This window comes from Nonomuraea sp. NPDC000554 (assembly GCF_040300065.1).
Taxonomy (GTDB): Bacteria; Actinomycetota; Actinomycetes; order Streptosporangiales; family Streptosporangiaceae; genus Nonomuraea.
Genome location: NZ_JBEPDC010000042.1, coordinates 40,917 through 61,771, shown reverse-complemented (window position 1 = coordinate 61,771; position 20,855 = coordinate 40,917). Strand labels below are relative to the sequence as shown.

General features: G+C 72.2%; 17 protein-coding genes. 10 read left to right on the top strand and 7 right to left on the bottom strand.

Going from position 1 to position 20,855, the window contains the following annotated elements; genetic code table 11:
* The first annotated feature begins 9 nt into the window (after positions 1-9).
* Positions 10-879: an acyl-CoA thioester hydrolase/BAAT C-terminal domain-containing protein gene (locus ABT294_RS46735; RefSeq protein WP_350812981.1), complete on the top strand. Its 870-nt coding sequence runs from the start codon at positions 10-12 to the stop codon at positions 877-879.
* On the opposite strand, the gene ABT294_RS46730 is transcribed toward ABT294_RS46735, so the two are convergent.
* Positions 854-1,417: a TetR/AcrR family transcriptional regulator gene (locus tag ABT294_RS46730; RefSeq protein WP_350812980.1), complete on the bottom strand. Its 564-nt coding sequence runs from the start codon at positions 1,415-1,417 to the stop codon at positions 854-856. The two genes, ABT294_RS46735 and ABT294_RS46730, sit on opposite strands and share 26 nt — an antisense overlap.
* Positions 1,418-1,471: 54 nt before the next feature.
* On the opposite strand from ABT294_RS46730, the gene ABT294_RS46725 reads away from it, so the two are divergent.
* Positions 1,472-4,585, top strand: coding sequence for a bifunctional cytochrome P450/NADPH--P450 reductase (locus ABT294_RS46725; RefSeq protein ID WP_350812979.1), 3,114 nt, complete (start codon positions 1,472-1,474; stop codon positions 4,583-4,585).
* 48 nt (positions 4,586-4,633) lie between these two features.
* Here ABT294_RS46725 and ABT294_RS46720 read toward each other — a convergent pair whose 3' ends face one another.
* Entirely contained in the window at positions 4,634-5,707 is a 1,074-nt protein-coding gene (locus ABT294_RS46720) for a serine hydrolase domain-containing protein (protein WP_350812978.1), read from the bottom strand.
* Positions 5,708-5,922: 215 nt separating this feature from the next.
* On the opposite strand from ABT294_RS46720, the gene ABT294_RS46715 reads away from it, so the two are divergent.
* The 6 genes from ABT294_RS46715 to ABT294_RS46690 all read left to right on the top strand — a co-directional run bounded on the left by ABT294_RS46715 (position 5,923) and on the right by ABT294_RS46690 (position 12,787).
* Positions 5,923-6,525, top strand: coding sequence for an ACT domain-containing protein (locus tag ABT294_RS46715; RefSeq protein ID WP_350812977.1), 603 nt, complete (start codon positions 5,923-5,925; stop codon positions 6,523-6,525).
* A gap of 93 nt (positions 6,526-6,618) precedes the next feature.
* Positions 6,619-7,131, top strand: a complete 513-nt coding sequence (locus tag ABT294_RS46710; protein WP_350812976.1) for a MaoC family dehydratase — start codon at positions 6,619-6,621, stop codon at positions 7,129-7,131.
* Between the two features lie 18 nt (positions 7,132-7,149).
* A complete protein-coding gene (locus ABT294_RS46705; RefSeq protein ID WP_350812975.1) occupies positions 7,150-8,313 on the top strand; it encodes an acyl-CoA dehydrogenase family protein in 1,164 nt (387 codons plus the stop codon).
* A gap of 312 nt (positions 8,314-8,625) precedes the next feature.
* Positions 8,626-10,191, top strand: coding sequence for an acyltransferase family protein (locus tag ABT294_RS46700; RefSeq protein WP_350812974.1), 1,566 nt, complete (start codon positions 8,626-8,628; stop codon positions 10,189-10,191).
* Positions 10,192-10,487: 296 nt separating this feature from the next.
* Complete coding sequence (locus ABT294_RS46695) at positions 10,488-11,663, top strand: type 1 glutamine amidotransferase family protein (protein WP_350812973.1); 1,176 nt, start codon at positions 10,488-10,490, stop codon at positions 11,661-11,663.
* Positions 11,664-11,842: 179 nt separating this feature from the next.
* Positions 11,843-12,787 carry a slipin family protein gene (locus ABT294_RS46690; RefSeq protein ID WP_350812972.1) on the top strand — a complete coding sequence of 315 codons (945 nt, stop codon included), beginning with the start codon at positions 11,843-11,845 and terminating at the stop codon, positions 12,785-12,787.
* 25 nt (positions 12,788-12,812) lie between these two features.
* Here ABT294_RS46690 and ABT294_RS46685 read toward each other — a convergent pair whose 3' ends face one another.
* The 4 genes from ABT294_RS46685 to ABT294_RS46670 all read right to left on the bottom strand — a co-directional run bounded on the left by ABT294_RS46685 (position 12,813) and on the right by ABT294_RS46670 (position 17,501).
* On the bottom strand, positions 12,813-14,243 hold the full coding sequence (locus ABT294_RS46685) for an MmgE/PrpD family protein (RefSeq protein WP_350812971.1): 1,431 nt from the start codon (positions 14,241-14,243) through the stop codon (positions 12,813-12,815).
* Between the two features lie 105 nt (positions 14,244-14,348).
* Positions 14,349-15,110, bottom strand: coding sequence for a cyclase family protein (locus tag ABT294_RS46680; RefSeq protein ID WP_350812970.1), 762 nt, complete (start codon positions 15,108-15,110; stop codon positions 14,349-14,351).
* A 108-nt stretch (positions 15,111-15,218) separates the two neighbouring features.
* On the bottom strand, positions 15,219-15,842 hold the full coding sequence (locus ABT294_RS46675; protein WP_350812969.1) for an FMN-dependent NADH-azoreductase: 624 nt from the start codon (positions 15,840-15,842) through the stop codon (positions 15,219-15,221).
* Positions 15,843-16,220: 378 nt separating this feature from the next.
* Positions 16,221-17,501 (bottom strand): ABC transporter ATP-binding protein, encoded by a 1,281-nt coding sequence (locus tag ABT294_RS46670; protein WP_350812968.1) that lies wholly within the window; start codon positions 17,499-17,501, stop codon positions 16,221-16,223.
* A gap of 367 nt (positions 17,502-17,868) precedes the next feature.
* Between ABT294_RS46670 and ABT294_RS46665 the strand changes: the two genes are divergently transcribed.
* Together ABT294_RS46665 and ABT294_RS46660 are read left to right on the top strand one after the other, a co-directional pair.
* Positions 17,869-18,894, top strand: coding sequence for a LacI family DNA-binding transcriptional regulator (locus ABT294_RS46665; protein ID WP_350812967.1), 1,026 nt, complete (start codon positions 17,869-17,871; stop codon positions 18,892-18,894).
* Between the two features lie 156 nt (positions 18,895-19,050).
* Positions 19,051-19,542: a PfkB family carbohydrate kinase gene (locus tag ABT294_RS46660; protein WP_350812966.1), complete on the top strand. Its 492-nt coding sequence runs from the start codon at positions 19,051-19,053 to the stop codon at positions 19,540-19,542.
* A 5-nt stretch (positions 19,543-19,547) separates the two neighbouring features.
* Here ABT294_RS46660 and ABT294_RS46655 read toward each other — a convergent pair whose 3' ends face one another.
* On the bottom strand, positions 19,548-20,609 hold the full coding sequence (locus ABT294_RS46655) for a hypothetical protein (protein ID WP_350812965.1): 1,062 nt from the start codon (positions 20,607-20,609) through the stop codon (positions 19,548-19,550).
* Positions 20,610-20,855 lie beyond the last annotated feature (246 nt).

The window sequence follows — 20,855 nt, the reverse complement described above, 5'->3', positions numbered from 1 at the left end:
CGTCTGATCATGGACGAAACCGGGCGGATCGCCGGTCTGACGGAGCTCGTGGAGCGGGAGATCGGCTCACCGTGGCAGGGCTTCCTGGCCGAGCCCCGTGGCGGCGGCCGGTCAGGCGTGCTGGTGCTGTCCGGGTCCAGCGGCCGGATCGAACGCGAGCGATGCAGGGTGCTGGCCGCGCAGGGCGTGACGGCGCTGTCCATCCGCTGGTTCGGCGGGCCCGGCCAGGCGCCGGGCATCTGCGAGATTCCCCTGGAGACCTTCACGGCCGCGATCGACCTGCTCCGGGAGCGGGGGCTGCGGCGGATCTCCGCGCTGGGCCTGTCCAAGGGCGCCGAGGCCGTGCTCCTGCTGGCCACGCTCGACCAGCGGCTGGACGCCGTGATCGCGATCTCCCCGACCTCGGTGGCCTGGGCCAACGTCGGCGCCGGGCTCGACGGCGTCACCAGGCCGTACCGGTCGTCGTGGACGTGGCGGGGAGCGCCGGTGCCGTACGTCGGCTACGACGAGGGCTGGCAGCCCGCGGAGCCGGAGGGGGAGCCGGTCGCCTTCCGCGGCCTGTACGAGCGCAGCCGCGCGGGCTACGCCGAGGCCGCCATCCCGGTGGAGGCGGCGGGGGCGGAACTGCTGCTGGTCGCCGGCGGCGACGACCAGATGTGGCCCTCGCTCACCTTCGCCGGGGAGCTGGCCCGGCGGCGGGAGGCGCGGATCGTCAGCGGCGCCGACGCGGGGCACCGCCCCAGGCTGCCGGGGGAGTCGCCGGCCTCGCCCTCGTCCGCCTACGCGTACGGCGGGACGCCCGAGGCCGACGCCGCGCTGGGCGCCGCCGCCTGGCCCCATCTCGTGGAACTCGTCACCGGCCGGACAGGCCGTAGATGATCAGGTTGATGGCGGTGTCGAAGGTGCGGTCGATCTCCTCCTGGTTGTGATCGGGGTCGAGATGCCCCTTGGTCTCGGAGAACACGAACCCGGCCACGAAGGCGTGCAGCACGTCGCCGGTGCGGCGCAGCTCCGGCTCGGGCACCGACGCCGCGCGCAGGATGCGGTGCAGCACCTGCCAGAGGCCGGTCTGCTTGTCGGCGACGATCTCCGGGTGGTTGTGCACGTAGACCCACAGGGCCGGATGGCTGCTGGCCATCGCGTGGTACGCCAGGGCGAGCGAGCGGAGCTGGTCCTGCCAGGGTGAGCCGTCGTCCGGGGGCAGCTGCAGCTCGTCCCCCGCCAGGCGGCAGAGCGTGCCGATGAGCGCCTCCTTGCTCTCGACGTGGTGATACAGCGACATCGGGTTGACGTTCAGCGCCGCGGCGAGCTTGCGCATCGACAGGCTCTCGACGCCGCCCTCGTCCACCATGCGCAGCGCCGTCGAACGGATCTCTTCCTGGCTCAGGGGGGAACCCCTGCGCGCGCTCACTCCCATACACCGTATGGTAGCGTCAGCCATACGGTGTATGGCTAGTTCATGGGAGGCGACATGAAGGAGATCCCGGCCCCACCGGGCTTGCCGCTGCTGGGCAACACCCTGCAGATCCCGGCGCACGGGCCCGCGGCACACTTCAACGAGCTGGCGAGCAGGTACGACGAGGGCATCTTCCAGCTGGAGCTCCTCGGCCGGAAGGTGCTCTTCGTCTACGACCCCGACCTGGTCGCCGAGGCGTGCGACGAGACCAGGTTCCGCAAGCGGATCGAGCCGCCCCTGTCGATCGTCCGCGACTTCGCCGGCGACGGCCTGTTCACCGCCGAGCTGGACGAGCCGGTGTGGGGGCAGGCGCACCGCATCCTGATGCCCGCCTTCAGCCAGCGTTCGATGAAGGCGTACTACGCGCAGATGCTGGAGGTCGGCGAGCAGCTGGTCGGGTCCTGGGCCGCCCGTCAGGGGCAGGACCTCCCGGTCTCGGACGACATGACCAGGCTCACCCTCGACGTGATCTCGCTGACCGGCTTCGGCTACCGGTTCAACTCCTTCGACTCGCCCGAACTGCACCCGTTCCTGAAGGCCATGGGCGGCGCGCTGACCGAGGCCATGCTGCGCAACCGGCAGATCCCGTTGGTCACCAAGCTCAAGCGCAAGCAGGAGGAGAGCTATCGCAACGACATCCAGATCATGCGCGACCTGGTGGACGAGGTCATCAGGCAGCGCAGGTCGGAGCCGCGCGGCGGGGCGAAGGACCTGCTCGGGCTGATGCTGGAGGCGTCCGACCCGAAGACCGGCGGGCGGCTGTCGGACGAGAACATCCGCAACCAGGTGCTCACCTTCCTGATCGCCGGGCACGAGACGACCAGCGGCCTGCTCTCCTTCGCCCTGTACAACCTGCTGCGCGACCCGCACACCCTGGCCAGGGCCTACGACGAGGTCGACAGGATGCTGCCGGGCGACGAGCCGCCCGGCTACGAGACGATCATGAAGCTGGACGTGATCCCGCGCATCCTGGAGGAGACCCTGCGGGTCTGGTCCCCGATCCCGGCGTTCGCCGTGACCGCCCTGCGTGACACCACGGTCGGCGGCTTCCCGGTGCCGGAGGGCACGCCGCTCGTCGTCGTGCTTCCGTCGCTGCACCGCCACCCCAAGGCGTGGGAGCGGCCGGAGGAGTTCGACATCGACCGCTGGCTGCCGGAGAACAGGAAGAACCACCACCCGGCCGCGTACAAGCCGTTCGGCAACGGCGAGCGGGCCTGCATCGGCCGCCAGTTCGCACTCACCGAGGCCAGGCTGGCGCTGGCCATGATCCTGCGCCGGTTCGCCGTCTCCGACCCCGCCGTCTACCGGATGAAGATCAAGCAGACGCTCACCCTCAAGCCCGAGGGGTTCACCGTGCGGGTGCGCGAGCGCAGGCCGCACGAGCGCGCCGTCGCCGTCGCCGAGCTGCCGGCCGAGGAGGGCGCGCAGCAGGACCTCGCCGTCACCGGTGTGGCGCTCACCGTCGCCTACGGCTCCAACCTCGGCACCAGCGCCGACATCGCCGAGCGCCTCGCGGAACGGGCCGGGCGCGCTGGCCTCGCGACCACCCTGACCACCCTGGACGACCTGGAGCCGCCGCAGGAGGGGCTGCTCGTCGTGGTCGCCTCGTCCTACAACGGCAAGGCGCCCGACAACGCCCAGCGCTTCGACGCGCTGGAGACCCTGCCCGACCTGTCGGGGGTGCGGCTGGCCCTGCTCGGCTGCGGCAACACCCAGTGGCCCACCTACCAGGACTTCCCGCGCCGCGCCTTCGACAAGCTCACGGCGGCCGGAGCCGTCCCGCTGGTCGAGCGGGGCGAGGCCGACGCCGACGGCGACTTCGACGGCGACGTCTCCGCCTGGACCGCCAAGCTGTGGGCCGCCGTGGCCGACGTCTACAGCGCCTCGGCCGAGGACGCCGGGCCGCGCTACGAGATGGAGGTGCTGTCGGAGGCCGAGGTCAGGCCCGCGGTCGTCTCCTCGAGGGCGTTCCCGCTGACCGTGGTCTCGACCGAGGAGCTGACCGGCGACCCGTCCGGGCTGTGGGACTTCTCGGTCGAGGCGCCGCGCCCGGGAGTCCGGTCGATCGTGGCCAGGCTGCCCGAGGGTGTCACCTACTCGGCCGGCGACCACCTGGCCGTCTTCGCCAAGAACGACCCCGAACTGGTGGAGTGGGCGCTGCGCTGCCTGCGCGTCCCGAGGGAGCAGGTGGTGCGGCTGCGCGCCGCCGGAGCCACCCACCTGCCGGTGGACACGCCGGTCACGGCCGGGCTGCTGCTGACGGAGTTCGCCGAGCTGCAGGAGGTCGCCACCCGGGCGGACCTGGAGGCGCTGGCCGCCCACACCTCCTGCCCGTGGACGCGCGGGCAGCTCGCCGCGCTGACCGCCGACTACGCCGAGGAGGTCCTGGCCAAGCGGCTGTCGCCGCTGGCGCTGCTCGACCGCTTCCCCGCGATCGAGCTGCCGCTGCCGGTGTTCCTGGAGATGGCCGGGCCGATCAGGCCGCGCTACTACTCCGTCTCCTCCTCGCCGCTGGCCGACCCCGGGCTGGTCAGGATCACCGTGGGCGTCGTCGAGGGGCCGGCGTGGTCGGGCAGCGGCGAGTACCACGGCATGTGCTCGGCCTACCTGGCCGGGCTGGCCGAGGGCGAGGTGTTCTACGGCTACATCAGGGTGCCCGCGCCGCCGTTCCGGCTGCCGGACGACCCCGCCACGCCGGTCGTCCTGGTCGGGCCCGGCACCGGGTTCGCACCGCTGCGCGGCTTCCTGGAGGAGCGCGCCCTGTCGAAGGCGACGGGGCCCGCCGAGGTGTTCGCCGGGTGCCGCCACCCGGAGCACGACTGGCTGTACCGGGAGGAGGTCGCGGGCTGGGCCGAGGCCGGGCCCGTCCGGGTGCACGTCGCGTACTCGGCCGTGCCAGGGCATCCGTACCGGTTCGTCCAGGACGCCGTCGCGGCCCACGCCGACCGGGTGTGGGAGCTGCTCGGGCAGGGGGCGCACGTGTACGTGTGCGGGGACGGGCTGCGGATGGCGCCCGCCGTCCGGCAGGCGCTGATCACGATTTATCGTGACAAAACCGGCGGGGACGGGGAGGCGTGGCTGGCCACCCTCGAAGAGCAGGGCCGCTACCAGCAGGACGTCTTCGCCTAGCGGCACGACCTGAGGGAGTCCGCCCGGCTCGGGGGCCGGGCGGGACGGCTAGCAGAACACCGTGCCGAGCGCCTTCGGCAGGGCGTCGGCCGGAGTCTGGCCGGTGTACGGGTTGGCCGACAGGACCAGCGTGCGGCCCGAGTCGGATCTGAGCACGTACGTCAGGTACCCGAAGGTGCCGCCGCTGTGCCCGTACACGCTGCCACCGCACGGCAGCCTGAACTCCTGCAGGCCCAGCCCGTATCGCATGCCGTCGGAGGCGGGCAGGGTGGCGCGCATCTGCTTGAGCGCGGACTGGCTGGTCAGCTTGCCGCCGAGCAGGGCGTCGAAGAAGGTGGCGAGGTCGGCGGTCGTCGAGATCATCTCGCCCGCGCCGAACTCCAGGGACGGGTTCATCCTGGTCGCGTCCACCGTCCGGCCGTTGTAGCGGGCGTAACCACGGGCGTGCGGGCGCGGCATCGCGGTGTCGTGACCGGGCAGCAGCGTGTGCTCCAGCCGGAGCGGGCGCAGGACACGCTCCTTGACGGCCTGCGCGTACGGCTTCCCCGTCAGCTTCTCGACCAGCATGGCGGCGACGACGTAGTTGGTGTTCGAGTAGTGCCATCCGCCACCCGGCTCGAAGTAGGGCCGCTTCGACAGGCCGACGGCCAGCAACTCCTGCGGCGTCTGGTCGTAGAGCGTCTCCTTGGGGCGGTAGTCCCTGGCCGACCAGCCGGGGATGCCCGCGCCCGCGTAGTCGAACAGGCCGCTGGTGTGGTTGAGGAGCTGGCGCACGGTGATCGGGCTGCCCTCGGGGAGCGCGCCGGGCAGGTGCTTGTCCACCCGGTCGTCGAGGCCGAGTGCGCCCTCGTCCGAGAGTTGCAGCAGGACGGTGGCGACGAACGACTTGGTCACGCTGCCCACCCGGAAGTAGCCGCGCGCGTCGGCGGGCGCGTGCGTCCGCGCGTCGCGGTAGCCCACCGCGGTGGACCAGTCCTCGCCGCCGTCGCGGACGAGGACCAGCGCCGCCGACAGAGCCCGCGCCTGCACGAGGGCGTCGAGTTGCTGCCGCAGGGAGTCGTGCGGACCGGTGAGCGCGGTGCTCAGGGCGAGGGCGAGGGTCATGGACTTCGTCAGGATCATGGCGAACACGCTAGGAATCGGGGTACCGTCCGGGCCATGAGGCGGGCCGCACGGCTTGCTGAGGAAAACCGCAGGTGGCCGGGCGTGTGCGCTGGTCGACAAAGCCTGATTAATCGCTGCATGCTGGGAAATATCCGCAGCATGTGTGACATCTCCATGGAACGTGCCCGAAACCTTTGCGCGGCACTGTGAGAGCCTCTGGAAAGGAGGCGGCAATGCTGCTGCGACTGAGGGTGTCGCTGCCGGACCGGCCGGGCTCGCTGGGCCAGGTCGCGAGGGTGCTCGGTGCCCTGGGGGCCGACATCCTGCAGGTCACCGTCCTCGAACGCGAGGGCGGCAGGGCCGTTGACGACTTCACCGTGTCCTGGCCGGGCTCAGTGGGTGCGGACGAGGTCCGCGACCGGATGTCGGCGGTGCCGGGAGTCCGCGTCGAGGGTGTCTGGCCGACCAGGGAGGTGCCGGGCTCGGCGCCCGACTACGACCTGCTCATGCACGTCGCCGCGGAACCGTCACGCGGGATCGCGACGCTGGTTGACGCGCTGCCCGGGCTGTGCGGCGCCGAGTGGTCGCTGGCGCTGGCCGGTGACGCGATCCTGCACGCGAGCCTGGCCGCGCCGGCCGCCTTCGCGCTGCCCGAGGCGCCGCCGCGGGCGGCCACGATCGCGTCCGACAAGCTCTGGCTGATGCTGCTGCCGGTGGCGGCGCACGGGCTGCACGTGGTGGTGGCGCGCGCCGACGGGCCCGGGTTCCACCGCGCCGAGCTGGAACGCGCCGCCCGCATCGTGGCCGTGGTCGCCACGCTCGCCGCCCGCGCCTGACCACCGCGACGGCGCGGTCACTCCTCGCGTGATCATCCGGTCGCCGACGGCACTGTAATAATGTTCTGTACGAGTGCCTGCGAGGAGCCGCCCGTGACCGTCCACGAAGCCAGCATCGGCCGCTACTACGAGGACTTCGTGGTCGGCGACGTCTACCAGCACCCGCTCGGCCGCACGATCAGCGAGGCCGACAACACCTGGTTCACGTTGCTGACGATGAACACGAACCAGAACCACTTCAACGCCCACTTCGCGGCCAAGGCCCCTGTCGGGAAGATCATCGTGAACTCGGGGCTGACGGTCGCGATCGTCCTCGGGCTGTCGGTGATGGACGTGAGCCAGACCGCCATCATGAACCTCGGCTGGGACGACATCAGGCTCACCCACCCCGTCTTCGTCGGTGACACCCTCTACGCCGAGTCCAAGGTGACCGGCAAGCGGGAGTCGAGGTCGCGGCCGTACGCCGGGATCGTCACCTGCCGCACCAGGGGCCTCAACCAGGACGGCGACGAGCTGATGTCGTGGCAGCGGACGGTCATGGTCTACAAACGCGACGCGCCGCACGACAAGGGCTACTTCCCCCAGGCCAAGACCGGCCCGCTGTGAGACCCCCAGGAGGCAGGGATGGACTTCGAGCTGAACGACGAACAGCGGGCCTTCCGCGAGACGCTGCGCGCCTTCGTCGACAAGGAGATCGTGCCCGTCGCCACCGAATGGGAGCACTCGGGCAGGTACCCCACCGAGATCATCGAGCTGATGAAGCAGATGGGCCTGTTCGGCCTGACCGTGCCCGAGGAGTACGGCGGCCTCGGAGCCGACATGGTCTCCTACGCGCTGGTCTTCGAGGAGATCGCCCGCGGCTGGATGGGCGTGGCGGGCACGATCGGCTCCCACTCGCTCGCCTGCCTGATGATCGCTCGGCACGGCACCGAGGAGCAGCGCCGCCTCCACCTCCCCGACCTGGCCGGCGGCGCCCGCCGCACCGGCATCGCGCTCACCGAGCCGGGCGCGGGCACCGACCTCCAGGGCATCCAGACGCGGGCCGTCCGCGACGGCGACCACTACGTCGTGACCGGCACCAAGACGTGGATCACCAACGCCCGGCACGCCGACCCGCTGCCCGTGCTGGTCAAGACGTCCGTCACCGAACCCGCGCACAAGGGCATGTCGGTGCTGCTCGTCGACCCGTCGGCCGACGGGTTCAGCGTCAGCCGCGACCTGCCCAAACTCGGCTACAAGGGCACCGAGACGTGTGAGGTCGCGCTCGACGGCGTCCGCGTGCCCGTCGGCGCGCTGCTCGGCGGCGTCGAAGGACGCGGCATGCAGCAGGTGCTCGGCGGGCTGGAGATCGGCCGCATCAACATCGCCGCCCGCGCCGTCGGCGTCGCCCAGGCCGCCTACGACGCCGCGCTGAACTACGCCCGCGAGCGCACCGCGTTCGGGCAGCCCATCGCCGAGTTCCAGGCCATCCAGCTCAAACTGGCCGACCTCGCCACCGAGATCCAGGCCGCCAGGCTGCTCACCTACTGGGCCGCCTCCCGAGCCGACGGCGGCAACCGGGTGGACATGGAGGCGGGCATGGCCAAGTACTTCGCCTCCGAGGTGGCGCTGAAGGCGTCGCTGGAGTCGATGCGGATCCACGGCGGGTACGGGTACTCGCAGGAGTACGTGGTCGAGCGGCTCTACCGTGACGCGCCGCTGATGGCGATCGGCGAGGGCACCAACGACGTCCAGCGGATGGTCATCGCCCGCGCGCTCGTCTCCGGCAAGGGCAGCGTCGGCTGGTGACGTCCTTCTCATCCATGACGTGCCCCGGTTGCGGGGCGGCGACCGTCCACACCGACCCGCTCGGCCCTGCGGGCGCCGACCACCACGCCGCCCTGTCAACCCACCGGCACCCTCACCACCCGTAGACACCCTCACCACCTGTAGACACCCTCACCACCTGTAGAACACACCCGAGCCATCGGACCCTCGCCATGACCTTTCGGCCGCCCCGCCCGCCCAGCTACGTCGCGTGGGCATCGGACCCTCGCCACGAAGCGCGTCCGGGCACGCGGACACAGCGTTCTACCAGGGAAGACAGGTAATTTGAGTCAGGTGCCGATCGCACCTGTCCCGACCGAGCGCCCGCATGACCTCACCCCCACCAGGCTCGCCTGGCTCGACGCGCTGCGCGGCATCGGCGCGACGGCCGTGGTCGCGGAGCACCTGCTGCCGTGGTTCCTGCCCTCGCTGCGGCCGTACTGGTTCAACCTGGGCGTCTACGGCATCCTGGTGTTCTTCCTGGTCAGCGGCTACATCATCCCGGCGTCGCTGGAGCGGCACGGCGACCTGCGGGCGTTCTGGATCAGCCGGGCCTTCCGCCTCTACCCGCTCTACCTGGCCGTCATCGGGCTGGTGCTGGCAATGGCGTGGTGGGTGCCGGTGCGCGAGGCCGTCCCGCGCGACGGGTCGGCGGTGGCCGCGCACGCGACGATGCTGCTCGACGTGGTCAACGTCGGCGGCGTCACCGACACCATGTGGACCCTCTCCTACGAGATGGTCTTCTACCTGCTGGTCGCCGCGCTGTTCACGGTGCGGCTGCACGAACGCAGCGGCCTGCTCGCCATGCTGTTCGGCGCGGGCGCCGTCTCGGCCGGGCTGGTGCTGCCGGGGGCGGTGGTGTCGGGCGGCTGGCCGGCGTACACGTCCGCGGGGGCGCTGGTCGCCGGGCTGGTGTGCGTGGTGACGGGCAGGCTGCGCACGGCGGCGGCGTGCGCGCTCGGGCTGATGGCGCTGGCGCTGCTGGTGCTGAGCAGCCGGGTGCCGTGGCTGGGCGTCGCCGTGGTGGCGGTCATGTTCGCGGGCACCGCCGTCCACCGCTGGGAGCGGGGCACGGGCGGCCTGTGGCCGGTGGCGGTCACGACGGCGTTCGTGGCGCTCGCCCCGATCCGGGCGGTCGAGGCGGGCTGGTGGTGGGTCGAGCCGGGCGTGTGGATCACCACGATCGCGCTGGCGGCGGCCACGTTCGCGGGCGGCATGGCACTGCGCGGGCGGCGGGTGCCCCGCTGGCTCAGCCGGCTCGGGTTGATCAGCTACTCGCTCTACCTGGTGCACCACCCGCTGCTCAAGTTCTTCGTCGAGCTCACCGGCGACCTGCGCGGGGAGCCCCTGCCGGTGCAGGTCGCCCTGGCGGTCACGGCTCTCACCGTCATCCTGGCGGTCAGCGCCCTCGCCTTCCGCTACGTGGAGAAGCCCATGCGGTCGCTGGGCCGCCGCCTGGCCCGCGCCGGGACCCCCGCGCCCGCGAATCCACCCTCGTCGCCCTTATCGCCGCTGCTGCCCGCGGCCCGGACGCCCCGCGTCAGCAGGCGGCGGCCGAGGACACCCTGGCGGCCAGGTGTTCTGTCGCGGTCGGGTACGCGGGCGGCGGTCAGGCCGGGCTGCCGATCGGTTCCAGGGCCGGGACGATCTCGGCGTGCCGTTCCAGGGCCTGGCGGACGACCAGGTCCTCCGACATCAGGAACGCCAGGTGCCGGATCGCGTGCGCGGCCACGTTCGCCACCCCGACCCGCTCGGGGGTGGGAGCCGCAGGAGCCGCGCCCTGGGCGATCTCCAGTACGGGCAGATCAACGGCGGGCAGCCACGGCTCGGGGTCGGGACACACCGCATAGGTCAGGATGATCTCGCCGTCGTGATGGCGCCAGCTGGTGGAGTGGACGACGACCGACGGCTCGTCCGCGGCGACCCCGCTCGCCCGGCGCGCGGCCTCGTCGGGGCTCTCACCCGGACCGGGACGCACCGCCGCCCGCCGATACGCCCATCGACTGTCGGCCCCCACCCGTAGCATGAGCGTCTCGACAGAGGCCATGTGTCTTCCCGTCACCGGCCCCAACTTACTGCACATCATGTGCAAGAACGTGCCCTTCGCAGAGGTGTCCCGTGGGAGTGGTGGCAGGGCGAGAGAGAGGGTGACGGCCATGCCCGGGTTGCTGGTGCTGATGGGGTCGGGCGAGACGAGCCCGACCATGGTGGAGATCCACCGTTCCGTGGCGCGCGGGCTCCGCGCCGGAGCGCGGGCCGTCCTGCTCGACACCCCGTACGCGTTCCAGGAGAACGCGGCCGACATCTCCGCCAGAGCCCGCCAGTACTTCGCCCGCAGCGTCGGCCTGGACGTCACGGTGGCCTCCGACGTCACCGGAGCCGACTGGGTGTTCTCCGGCCCCGGCAGCCCCACCTACGCCCTCGACCGCTGGACGCGGAGCCCGCTCGCGGGCGACCTCAGGGCCCGCGTCCGCGCCCGCCAGGGGGTGACCGTGCTGGCCTCGGCCGCGGCCTGCACGGCGGGCCTGGCGACGGTACCGGTGTACGAGATCTACAAGGTGGGGGCGGAGCCGTACTGGCGGGAGGGGCTCGACCTGCTGGAGGCGCTGGGCCTGCGGGCGGTGCTGATCCCGCACTTCGACAACGCCGAGGGCGGCACCCACGACACCCGCTTCTGCTATCTGGGCGAGCGCCGTCTGTCCCGGATGGAGCGCGAGCTGCCGCCCGGCACCGCCGTGCTCGGCCTCGACGAGCACACCGCGGTCGTCATCGACCTCGAGACCGAGGCGCTGGAGGTGGCCGGGCGCGGCGGCCTGACGGTCCGGCGGCCCGGCTCGCTCGCCGTCCTCCCGGCGGGCACCCGCTCCGGGCTCGCGGAGCTGCGCCGCCTGGCCGAAGGGGGTGGCGGAGCCCCCGTCCCGCAGCCGGTCGCCGTCCGCGCGCCCGCGCAGGTCACGCTGGAGGAGACGGCCGGCGCGTGCGAGGAGCGGTTCGCCGCCGCGGCGGCCGGGGCCGACCTGGTGGCGGCGGCGCGGGCGGTGCTCGACTTAGAGGCCGAGATCGTCAAGTGGGCCGCCGACACCGAGGAGGACTCCGGCGGCGTCGACCAGGCCAGAGAGCTGATGCGCCTGCTGATCGGCAGGCTCGGCGAGGCCGCGGCGACGGCCGGTCTCCGCGCGCTCGTCGAGCCGCTGCTCGCGCTCCGCGGCGAGCTGCGCGAACAGGGCCGATACGAGGTCGCCGACGCGCTGCGGGCGGCGATGCACGAGGGCGGCGTCGTGGTCGAGGACGCACCGGACGGCCCCCGCTGGACCTGGACGGCGACCCGCTAGGCCCGCCGACCAGCCCGCCGCCAAGCCCGCCCGCCAGCTCGCCGACCAGCCCCGCCCGGCCGCCCGGCCCTGCCCCGGCCACCAGCCCCGCCCCCTGGGCCGCCCACGCGGGCGCCCGTCGGCGCGACCTGCGCCTTCCTCGGCGAACGGGCCTAGGCTGGAGGAAGAAGGGACACATCATGGCCACCAGCATCGTCCTCGTCGTTCTGGCCGTCCTCGCCTTGTGGGTCGTGCTCAGCGGGGTCAGGATCGTCAACCAGGTGGAACGAGGCATAGTCTTCCGCTTCGGCCAAGCCCAGAAGCAGGTGCGACAGCCGGGGCTCAACGTCATCATCCCGTTCGTGGACCGGATGAAGAAGATGAACGTCCAGATCGTCACCATGCCCGTCCCCACGCAGGAGGGCATCACGCGCGACAACGTGTCCGTCCGGGTAGACGCCGTCGTCTACTTCCGCGTGCAGGACCCGCTGCGGGCCGCCATCGAGGTGCAGAACTACCTGTTCGCGGTCGAGCAGGTGGCGCAGACCTCACTCCGCTCGATCATCGGCAAGAGCGAGATGGACGACCTCCTGTCCAACCGGGAGGAACTGAACAAAGGGCTCGCCCTCGTCATCGACAGCCCGGCGCTCGGCTGGGGCATCCACATCGACCGCGTCGAGATCAAGGACGTGCAGCTGCCCGAGACGATGAAGCGCTCGATGTCGCGCCAGGCCGAGGCCGAGCGCGAGCGGCGGGCGCGCGTCATCACCGCCGACGGCGAGTTGCAGGCCGCCCAGAAGCTCGCGGACGCGTCCACCATCATGTCCGGCCAGCCTGCCGCGCTGCAGTTGCGGCTGCTGCAGACCGTGGTGGAGGTCGCCGCCGAGAAGACCAGCACCCTGGTCATGCCGGTGCCCGTGGAGCTGCTGCGCTTCTTCGACCGTGTCGCCCCGGACAAGGAGGCGGTGCGCGAGGCGTCCGCGCGGGCGCGGGTGCCGGAGCAGGCGTCGGTCACCCGGGAAGAGCCCGCCACGCCGTCGCTGCCGCCGCTGGACGACCTGCGCGGCGTCCTCCCGCCCCAGACCGCCCCTGGAGCGGCGACGTCAGCCACACCACCCAGCGACGCGGGCCGCACTCCCCAGTGAGGCCGCTCCACCCCCGGTGTGAGGCTCAGGACTGAGCGGCGGCGACCGAGGTCGGTGGCTGGGCGACGGTCAGGTTCAGCAGCGGCGTCAGCGAAGGCGCCGTCCGGAGCTCGCCGGCTTCGGCGATCAGGGCCGTCACCTGCTCGTCCGGGAGGGCACGCGTCGCGTTGGCGCGGAACTTCACCGCCAGTTCCTCCCGCGTGAGCGGGTGTTCGGGGCCGCCGCGCGAGGAGTCGACGCGGTGCTCCCTGGTGGACCCGTCACGCAGCCGTACCCGCAGGACGGCGGCGAACGCGCGGGGGAAGATCTCCGACGCGCGCTCGTCTGCCACGCAGCGCACCCGCTGCGCCAGCGCCAGCCGGTCGGGGTCCAGGGCGGCGAAGTCGTCCAGCGAGAGCCCGAGCCCGCCGCCGCCGTGCAGGGCGGCCGCGACCGTGTACGGGCCGGAGAACTTCGCGTGGTACGGCGAACGCGGGCGGACCTTGTCCTCGCGGGGCTCGGCGAGCGTCCTCAGCACGGGGGCCGCGACGCCCAGCTCGGCGTCCTCGACGTCCTCGGGGGAGACGCCGGACGCGCGCAGGGCCAGCGCGCAGTCGATGCCCGGGTGGGTGAAGTGGTTCGTCGGGTACGGCTTGTAGACCGTGCGCAGCAGCTCCCACCGCTCGCCCAGTCCCGACAGCAGCGCGGAGTCGTCGTAGCGGCCGTCCAGCCACGCCTGGAAGAAGCCGAACCGTCCTTCCAGCACGGTCGGCGGCCCCGTCAGCCCCTCCAGGGCGAGAACGGCGGCCGACACGCCCGCGTGCGCCGCCCAGCCGCAGTGCGCCCGCTTGATCGTCCCACCGGTGCGGTTCGCCTCGATCAGGCCCGATCCCATGCTGGCCGCCACTCCGGCGGCGTGCGCGACCCCTTCGGCCGTCAAGCCGAACAGCAGCCCGGCCGCGACCGCCGCGCCGAGCGTGCCGCAGATCGACGTCGCGTGCTGGCCCTTCTCGAAGAACAGCGAGTTGCGCGCCTCCGGCAGGTAGGACGCCATGCCGAGCCGGTTGCACACCTCGACGCCGGCCGCGACCGCCTGGATCAGCTCCGCGCCCGTCGCGCCGGCGGCCTCGGCGGCGGCCAGCGCGGCGGGCACCACGGGCGCGCTCGGATGCAGCACGGACGGCAGGTGCGTGTCGTCGTAGTCGAGCGCGTGCGCCAGAGTCCCGTTGACCAGCGCCGCCGACGGCGCGGGCAGCCGGTCCCCGCTGCCGGTGGCGGTGGCCTCGGGGGTCCCGCCCCACCTGCGCGCCGCCCGCAGGACCGCGGGACCGGCGTCGCCGCCGGGCTCCGCGCACGCGGCCAGGCAGTTGCCGAGCACGTCGAGCACCCGCCCGGCGACGTCGTCGCGCACCTCGGCGGGAATGCCCTGGTCGCGGCAGGTCACGGCGAACTCGGCCAGCCGCTGCACGTATGTCATCGAGCTCCAAGCTACGGTTCGGACCGCCCGCTGGCGCGGGGCCTCGGTCCGGTGGTTCAGGGTGCTGTCCGGTGAGGGCGCGGGGTTTCGGGTGATGGGCCGGCGTCAGGTCACGATGGCCAGGGGCCGGACGGGGGCGCCGGTCGCGCCGACGATCGGCAGCGGGTTCAGCACGAGCAGGAACTCCCGCACCCCCGCGTCGAGCAGCTCGTCCAGGCGCATGGTCTCGACGATGTTGATGCCGGACTCCACCAGCATGATGCGGTGCACGGGCAAGGTGGCGTGCCCCCGCCCGGGGGCGATGTGCTCGAACGCGATCGTCTCGCCGCCCACCACCCGCGGCCGCCGCTCCGCCAGCCACCGGCCGGCCTCCGCCCCGGGCCCGGGGACGCCGTCGCGCTGCCCGACGAACTCCTCTCCGGACGCCCACAGCCGCGACCACCCGGTTCCCACCAGCACCGCGTCACCCGGGCGGATCTCCACCTCGCCGGCGGCCCTGGACAGGTCGTCGGCGGTGATCTCGTACCCGGCGGGCAGTGTCTTCACCCCGTGCGCGGCGGCGACGTCCAGCAGCACGCACCGGCCCACGAACGGCTCGAACGTGTCGATGCCGAGGCTGCTGAACCCCTCGTGCGACATGACCGGCCCGGTGGGCTGCCCGCCGTGCAGGAGGCCGTCGTGTGACACGTGCGCGAGGGCGTCGACGTGCGTGCCCACGTGCCCGCCGGTGACGATGACCTCGTTCGCGGCCGATCCGCCGTCGGCTCTGACGAGGTCGCCGTGCCTGCGCTCCAGCACCATCCGGAACGGCGGATGGTTGGGGGACTGCGGCATGCCCTTGCGCATCGGCTGTGCCAGGTCGAACACGCGAGCTCCGTCAAGGGCCTGCCACAAGGTCATCTCAGGAGCTCCTAGATCACGACTGCTGGCCCCACAGTACACACGGCTCGCCTGCCACGCCGGGGCAGCCCGGGGCTAGAACGTCCGGGCGATCTGGCGGGCCCGCTCGTCGGCCTGCTTGCGCTCGTGGTCGTAGTCGCCGGTCAGCGTGGGGTGGTGCCGGACGTCCTGGATGTCGGTGATGCCGGCCCAGCGCAGCCAGTCGTCGAAGAACGTGGAGTGGAAGTCGGTGCCGAACTCGGGCCCGAGACCGGGGCCCCAGACGGCGCTGGTGTACACGACGGCCGCCCGCTTGCCGGTCAGCAGGTGGCCGTAACCGGTCTCCGGGTGGACGTCGAAGACCATCGCGGGCTGGCTGACCACGTCGATGAACTGCTTGAGCTTGTACGGGACGCCCGCGTTCCACATGGGGACGCTGAACAGGTAACGGTCGTAGGAGTCGAACCGCTCGAACGTCCGCACGGCCGCGGCCCAGGCGTCGGCCTGCTCGCCCTCGGGGGTCCCGCCGCCGAACACCGTCATCTTCGCCCCTGCGGCGGCGGGGCCGAACTCCGGCAGCGACCCGTCCCACAGGTCGAAGTGGTCGACCTCGTCGCCCGGGTGCGTCCGGCGGTACTCCTCGACGAAGGTGCCGGCGATGGCCAGCGAGATCGACGCCTCGCCGCGCGGCGAGGCGGAAATGTGCAGCAACCGACTCATGACGCATTCCTCTCTTTCGGACTATGGTCCGCTTATGCGTGAGACGATATGGACTGCGGTCCGGTTAGTCAAGAGAGGGGACGGCCGTGGGTGCGGAAGCCCTCGGCGACGGCCGAGAACGCGTCGTAACGGCGCGGCGGCGTCACACCTGCCGGCCGTCCCCCTGGAAAGACCTCGGCCCCGGTCGGCGGTTGGGCCCTCCCGTGCCTGCCGTCACAGAGAACAGCCGCCGGAACGGCGGCATCACGACGCGCCCGCCGCCTTGGCGCGACAAGAGGCCAGCAGGGAAGCCAACAAAGAAGCCCAGCAAGAAGCCCGGAGAAAGCCCTACGAGAGCCTGGAGAGAGTCCTGCGAGACGGTGAGACGGCGAGACGGCGTCAGCGGCGGGGTGGGTCGATGCGGGCGCCGTCCGGGGTGAAGATCATCAAGCGCCCCATGTCGACGCCCACCTTGGCCGCGTCGTTGGCGCGCCACGCCGGCCGGTTGCCGAGGCGGACGATCAGGTCCGAGCGGCGGTGGAAGCCGCCGCCCACGTTCTGTCCCACCTGCTCCTGGTCCTGGGGCTCCTCGGGGCTGGAGAACAGCCGCCGCACCATCTTCTTCAGCCCGCCGGAACCGTTCGCGTGGCCGTTGGTGCGGGCGCGCGGGTCCGGCGGTTCGGGTACGGGGACGGGCGGCATCCCGCACTCGATGTAGGCGAGCCACTCGTGCCCGTGGTACTCCAGCGTCCGCACCCGCCCGTAGAACGACGGCCCGTCGTAGGACTCCGGCACGGGCGCCAGCCCGTCGGGTCGCAGGCCCACCAGCACCTGCCCGCCGGTGTGCTGCGAGATCGCGTACGCCCGCGGATCACTCCACGGCAGCGTCAGCCGGTGCGGCCCGAAGTCGAGCATGACGAACTGGTTCTGCGGGGTCCGCACGGTGGCGGCGAGCAGGTTGAGCTGCTGGGAGTTGAGGAACGCCGCCACGAACGCGGTCGCCGGGTCGTTGTAGATCTGGCCCGGGGTGCCGACGTCCTGCAGCACGCCGCGGTTGAGGATGACGATCCTGTCGGCCAGCGTGAGGGCTTCGACCTGGTCGTGCGTCACGTAGATGGTGGTCACCCCGAGCGATCTGACGAGCGCGGAGATCTCCATGCGCAGCTCGGTGCGCATGCCCGCGTCCAGGTTCGACAGCGGCTCGTCCATCAGGAACAGCTTGGGCTGGCGGACGATCGCGCGGCCCATCGCGACGCGCTGGCGCTGGCCGCCGGAGAGCGTGCCGGGGCGGCGGTCGAGGGTCTCGTCGATGTGCAGGGCCTTGGATAACTCGGTGACGCGCTCGCGGACCTTCGCGGGGTCCGACTTGGCGATCTCCAGGGGGAAGGCGATGTTGCCGCGCACGGTCCGGTGCGGGTAGAGGGCGCCGTTCTGGAAGACCATGGCCACGTCGCGGTCGCGGGGTGGCAGGTGGTTGGCGAGCTGGCCGTCGAGCCAGAGGTCCCCTTCGGTGATCTCCTCCAGGCCGGCGATCATGCGCAGGAGGGTCGACTTGCCGCAGCCCGACGGCCCGAGGAGGACGAGGAACTCACCGTTCTCCACCTTCAGGGTCATCCGGTCGACCGCCAGGTAGCCGCCCGGATACACCTTGGTCACTTTGTCGAGAACGACGGAGCTCATGGGCCCACACCTTGCACGCGTGTCACCTGTGACGGGGCTGATTGAAGAGGTAGTACATCGCGCCTTAACGCCACATGTCCACCCTTGTCATAAAGAAATCGATACAGCGGTATTTCGGTCGAGGATTTCGGTCGTCCCCCTCATGGAACCTCGGGAAACATCCCGCCTGGAAGGACTTGCGTAAAGTTGCGGCAAGGGCTTTCATGGTCGGGACGTTCCGGGGGTGAAACGATGACCATGTGGTGGCACGAAGCCGCACTCCGCCTGCCGCGCGTGCCCGGCGGTCTCCCCGCACGGTCGCACGCCCCCGATATGCCCGATTCCGCACCGTGGCGGAAAGTAAAGTGTCTGCCATGAACGGTCACGCATGAGCGGGCACGCGCGACTCGCCGACATCGCCGCCCAGGCAGGGGTGAGCGAGGCCACCGTCAGCCGGGTGCTCAACGGCAAGCCGGGCGTCTCGTCCGCCACCCGCCAGGCCGTCATGACCGCGCTCGACCTCATGGGATACGAGCGCCCGCCCCGGCTGCGCCAGCGCAGCAACGGGCTGGTCGGCCTGGTCACCCCCGAGCTCGACAACCCCATCTTCCCGGCGTTCGCGCAGGCCATCGAGAAGGCGCTCACCCAGCACGGCTACACGCCGGTGCTCTGCACCCAGCTTCCCGGCGGCGCCCCCGAGGACGAGTTCACCGAGCTGCTGGTCGACAGGGGGGTGAGCGGCATCGTGTTCGTGTCGGGGCTGCACGCCGACACCACCGCCCGGATGGACCGTTACACCAGGCTCACCGACCGCGGCCTGCCGATCGTGCTCGTCGACGGCTACAACGAGCACATCGACGCCCCGTTCATCTCGCCCGACGACCGGCTCGCCGCGCGGCTGGCCGTGCAGCACCTCGTCGACCTCGGCCACGAGCGGATCGGGCTGGCGCTGGGGCCGCGCAGGTTCGTCCCGGTGATCAGGAAGATCGACGGCTACCGGCAGGCCATGGCGCAGCTGCTCGGCGCGTCCGAGGTCGACGACCTGATCGCGCACTCGCTGTTCTCCGTCGAGGGCGGCCAGGCGGCGGCGGCGCAGCTGCTGTCGCGGGGCTGCACCGCAATCGTGTGCGCGAGCGACCTGATGGCGCTCGGCGCGATCCGCGCCTGCCGGGAGAAGGGCCTGTCCGTGCCGGGGGAGGTGTCGGTGGTCGGGTTCGACGACTCGCCGCTGATCGCGTTCACCGACCCGCCGCTGACGACCGTGCGCAAGCCGATCGGCGCGATGGCCTCGGCGGCCGTCCAGACCCTGCTGGAAGAGGTCAACGGGGCCCCGGCCAAGCACGTCGAGCTGGTCTTCCAGCCGGAGTTGGTCGTGCGCGGCTCCACCGGCTCGGGGCCGCTGGTGAACCGGTGACGCACGACATCCTCGTCATCGGCGGCGCGGGGGTCGACACCACGGTCTACGTCCCGGGGCTGCCGCTGCCGGATGCCGACACCTACGCGGTGCCGCCGGTGATCGACAGGATCGGCAACACCGGCGCCGGGGTGGCGCTCGGAGCTCTACACAGGCGTGCGCGCCCGGCACGCGCACCTGTCGATCACCGACTTCTCCCGCCACGTCTACCCCGACCTCGCCGGCACGCCCGTCTCCACCGACCTGCACGACTGGAACGGCACCGACGACTACCAGAAGGACTTCGCCTACCAGTCGGACCTGGTCTTCCTGTCAGCCACCGCGCTCCCCGACCCGGCCGCCACCATGCGCCACATCATCCGCCACGGCCGCGCGCACACGGTCGTGTGCACGCGCGGCGCCGACGGCTGCCTGGTGCTCACCCGCGACGGCGACGTCCGCGCCTTCCCGGCCGCGCCGCTGCCCGGCCCGGTCGCCGACAGCAACGGCGCGGGCGACGCGTTCGTCTCCGGCTTCCTGTTCGGACGGCTACGCGGCCTGTCCCTGGACGAGTGCGTCCGGCTCGGCGCGATCGCCGGGGCGCACGCCTGCACCGTCCCCGGCACCCACGAGTCGCCCATCACCGAGGCGGCCCTGCTCGCCCGGTGACCAGGTCAGACCAGCCCGCACCGGCGGCACCTGCCACGCCTGCGCAGGTAGTAGCCGAACGTGGCCACACCGAGCGCGGCGGCCCAGATCGGCCAGTACGCCATCGGGTTGACCAGCCACTCGGACGGGTTCGACCAGTGCATGATGCGCAGCGCCTCCGTCCCGGCCGAGGCGAGCACCACTGTGGCCAGCGCCGCGGACGTGATCGGGACGGCGGGCGGCACCCGCTTGCCCGCCAGCCCGAGCACCCACCGCGGCCAGCGCTCGCCCCACCGCTGCGTCAGGCCCAGCGTGAGGACGCCGCCGAGCGCCCCGAACGTCGCCAGGCCCGCGCCCGCCCACGCCAGGCCCGTCTCGTGCAGCCACCTGATGCCCCCCTCGGAGAAGAACAGCGGGATCTTCAACGCCCACGCCCACCGCACGACGGAGTAGAAGAACGGCACGACGAACGCCGTGTAGGCGGCCCGGCGGCCCCAGCGGGCGGCCGACGCGGGGGAGGTCCAGGTGGCGGGTCTGTCCGCCGAGCGTCCGCAGCTCTCGCACGCCCCGGCGGTGCGCCGCTGGAACGCCAGCGCGGCGGCGGCCCACAGCAGCCCGCCGAGGACGCAGATCAGCAGGTTCCGCACCGGCCACGGGAAGCCGAGCGCGAAGTAGTCGGCGTCCGGCCAGCCGAACGGCAGCCCCACCAGGAAGATCGGGGCGTAGCCGACCGCCGTCATGATCCGGGCGTCGGGGACGAGCGCGACCAGCGTGAAGGCGGCGCCCCAGGCCGCCGCCAGCGCCGCCGTCCGCACCCAGGGGCGCGGGCGCGTCCTGGCCAGCACGAGCGAGAGCAGCGCGCCGGCGAGGCCGAGCGCGGCGATGACGGGGGCGGTGCCCGCCGCCGTCGCGTCGCCGAGCAGCGATTCGGCGCGGGCGTCGGGAACGTCGCCCGCACCGAAGGGGAAGCCCGGCCCGCCGAGCGCCCAGAAGAGCCCGAGCCCGCCGTACAGGAGAGACCACGCGCCCGCCGCGTAGGCGGCCAGGCGGGGCCAGCGGGCGGCCGTCCGGTCCAGTGTCGTGTCCATGGCGTCCAGCCTTCCGGCGGGCCGGCCGCCCGGCCCATCCGCCGTTCGGCGGATCCGCGGCCCGGGGAGGCGGCCGAATCCCCCGAACGGCGGAGGTGATGACACGTCCCGGGGTTCGATGCTTGGCCCATGACCTCGACCCGCCCCGAGTCGCGCCACGAGCCGCCCGCTCCGTACGGTTGGTCCGTACCGAGCGGGCGCACGCGTCCCGAGGAAGCGCGCACGTGATCGAGAGGAGGACGGGGC

Bases quoted from the DNA above. Each gene is read 5' to 3' on its own strand.
- ABT294_RS46735 (WP_350812981.1), top strand. From the start codon at position 10: ATGGACGAAACCGGGCGGATCGCCGGTCTGACGGAGCTCGTGGAGCGG.
- ABT294_RS46730 (WP_350812980.1), bottom strand. From the start codon at position 1,417: ATGGGAGTGAGCGCGCGCAGGGGTTCCCCCCTGAGCCAGGAAGAGATC.
- ABT294_RS46725 (WP_350812979.1), top strand. From the start codon at position 1,472: ATGAAGGAGATCCCGGCCCCACCGGGCTTGCCGCTGCTGGGCAACACC.
- ABT294_RS46720 (WP_350812978.1), bottom strand. From the start codon at position 5,707: ATGATCCTGACGAAGTCCATGACCCTCGCCCTCGCCCTGAGCACCGCG.
- ABT294_RS46715 (WP_350812977.1), top strand. From the start codon at position 5,923: ATGCTGCTGCGACTGAGGGTGTCGCTGCCGGACCGGCCGGGCTCGCTG.
- ABT294_RS46705 (WP_350812975.1), top strand. From the start codon at position 7,150: ATGGACTTCGAGCTGAACGACGAACAGCGGGCCTTCCGCGAGACGCTG.
- ABT294_RS46695 (WP_350812973.1), top strand. From the start codon at position 10,488: ATGCCCGGGTTGCTGGTGCTGATGGGGTCGGGCGAGACGAGCCCGACC.
- ABT294_RS46690 (WP_350812972.1), top strand. From the start codon at position 11,843: ATGGCCACCAGCATCGTCCTCGTCGTTCTGGCCGTCCTCGCCTTGTGG.
- ABT294_RS46685 (WP_350812971.1), bottom strand. From the start codon at position 14,243: ATGACATACGTGCAGCGGCTGGCCGAGTTCGCCGTGACCTGCCGCGAC.
- ABT294_RS46675 (WP_350812969.1), bottom strand. From the start codon at position 15,842: ATGAGTCGGTTGCTGCACATTTCCGCCTCGCCGCGCGGCGAGGCGTCG.
- ABT294_RS46670 (WP_350812968.1), bottom strand. From the start codon at position 17,501: ATGAGCTCCGTCGTTCTCGACAAAGTGACCAAGGTGTATCCGGGCGGC.
- ABT294_RS46665 (WP_350812967.1), top strand. From the start codon at position 17,869: ATGAGCGGGCACGCGCGACTCGCCGACATCGCCGCCCAGGCAGGGGTG.
- ABT294_RS46655 (WP_350812965.1), bottom strand. From the start codon at position 20,609: ATGGACACGACACTGGACCGGACGGCCGCCCGCTGGCCCCGCCTGGCC.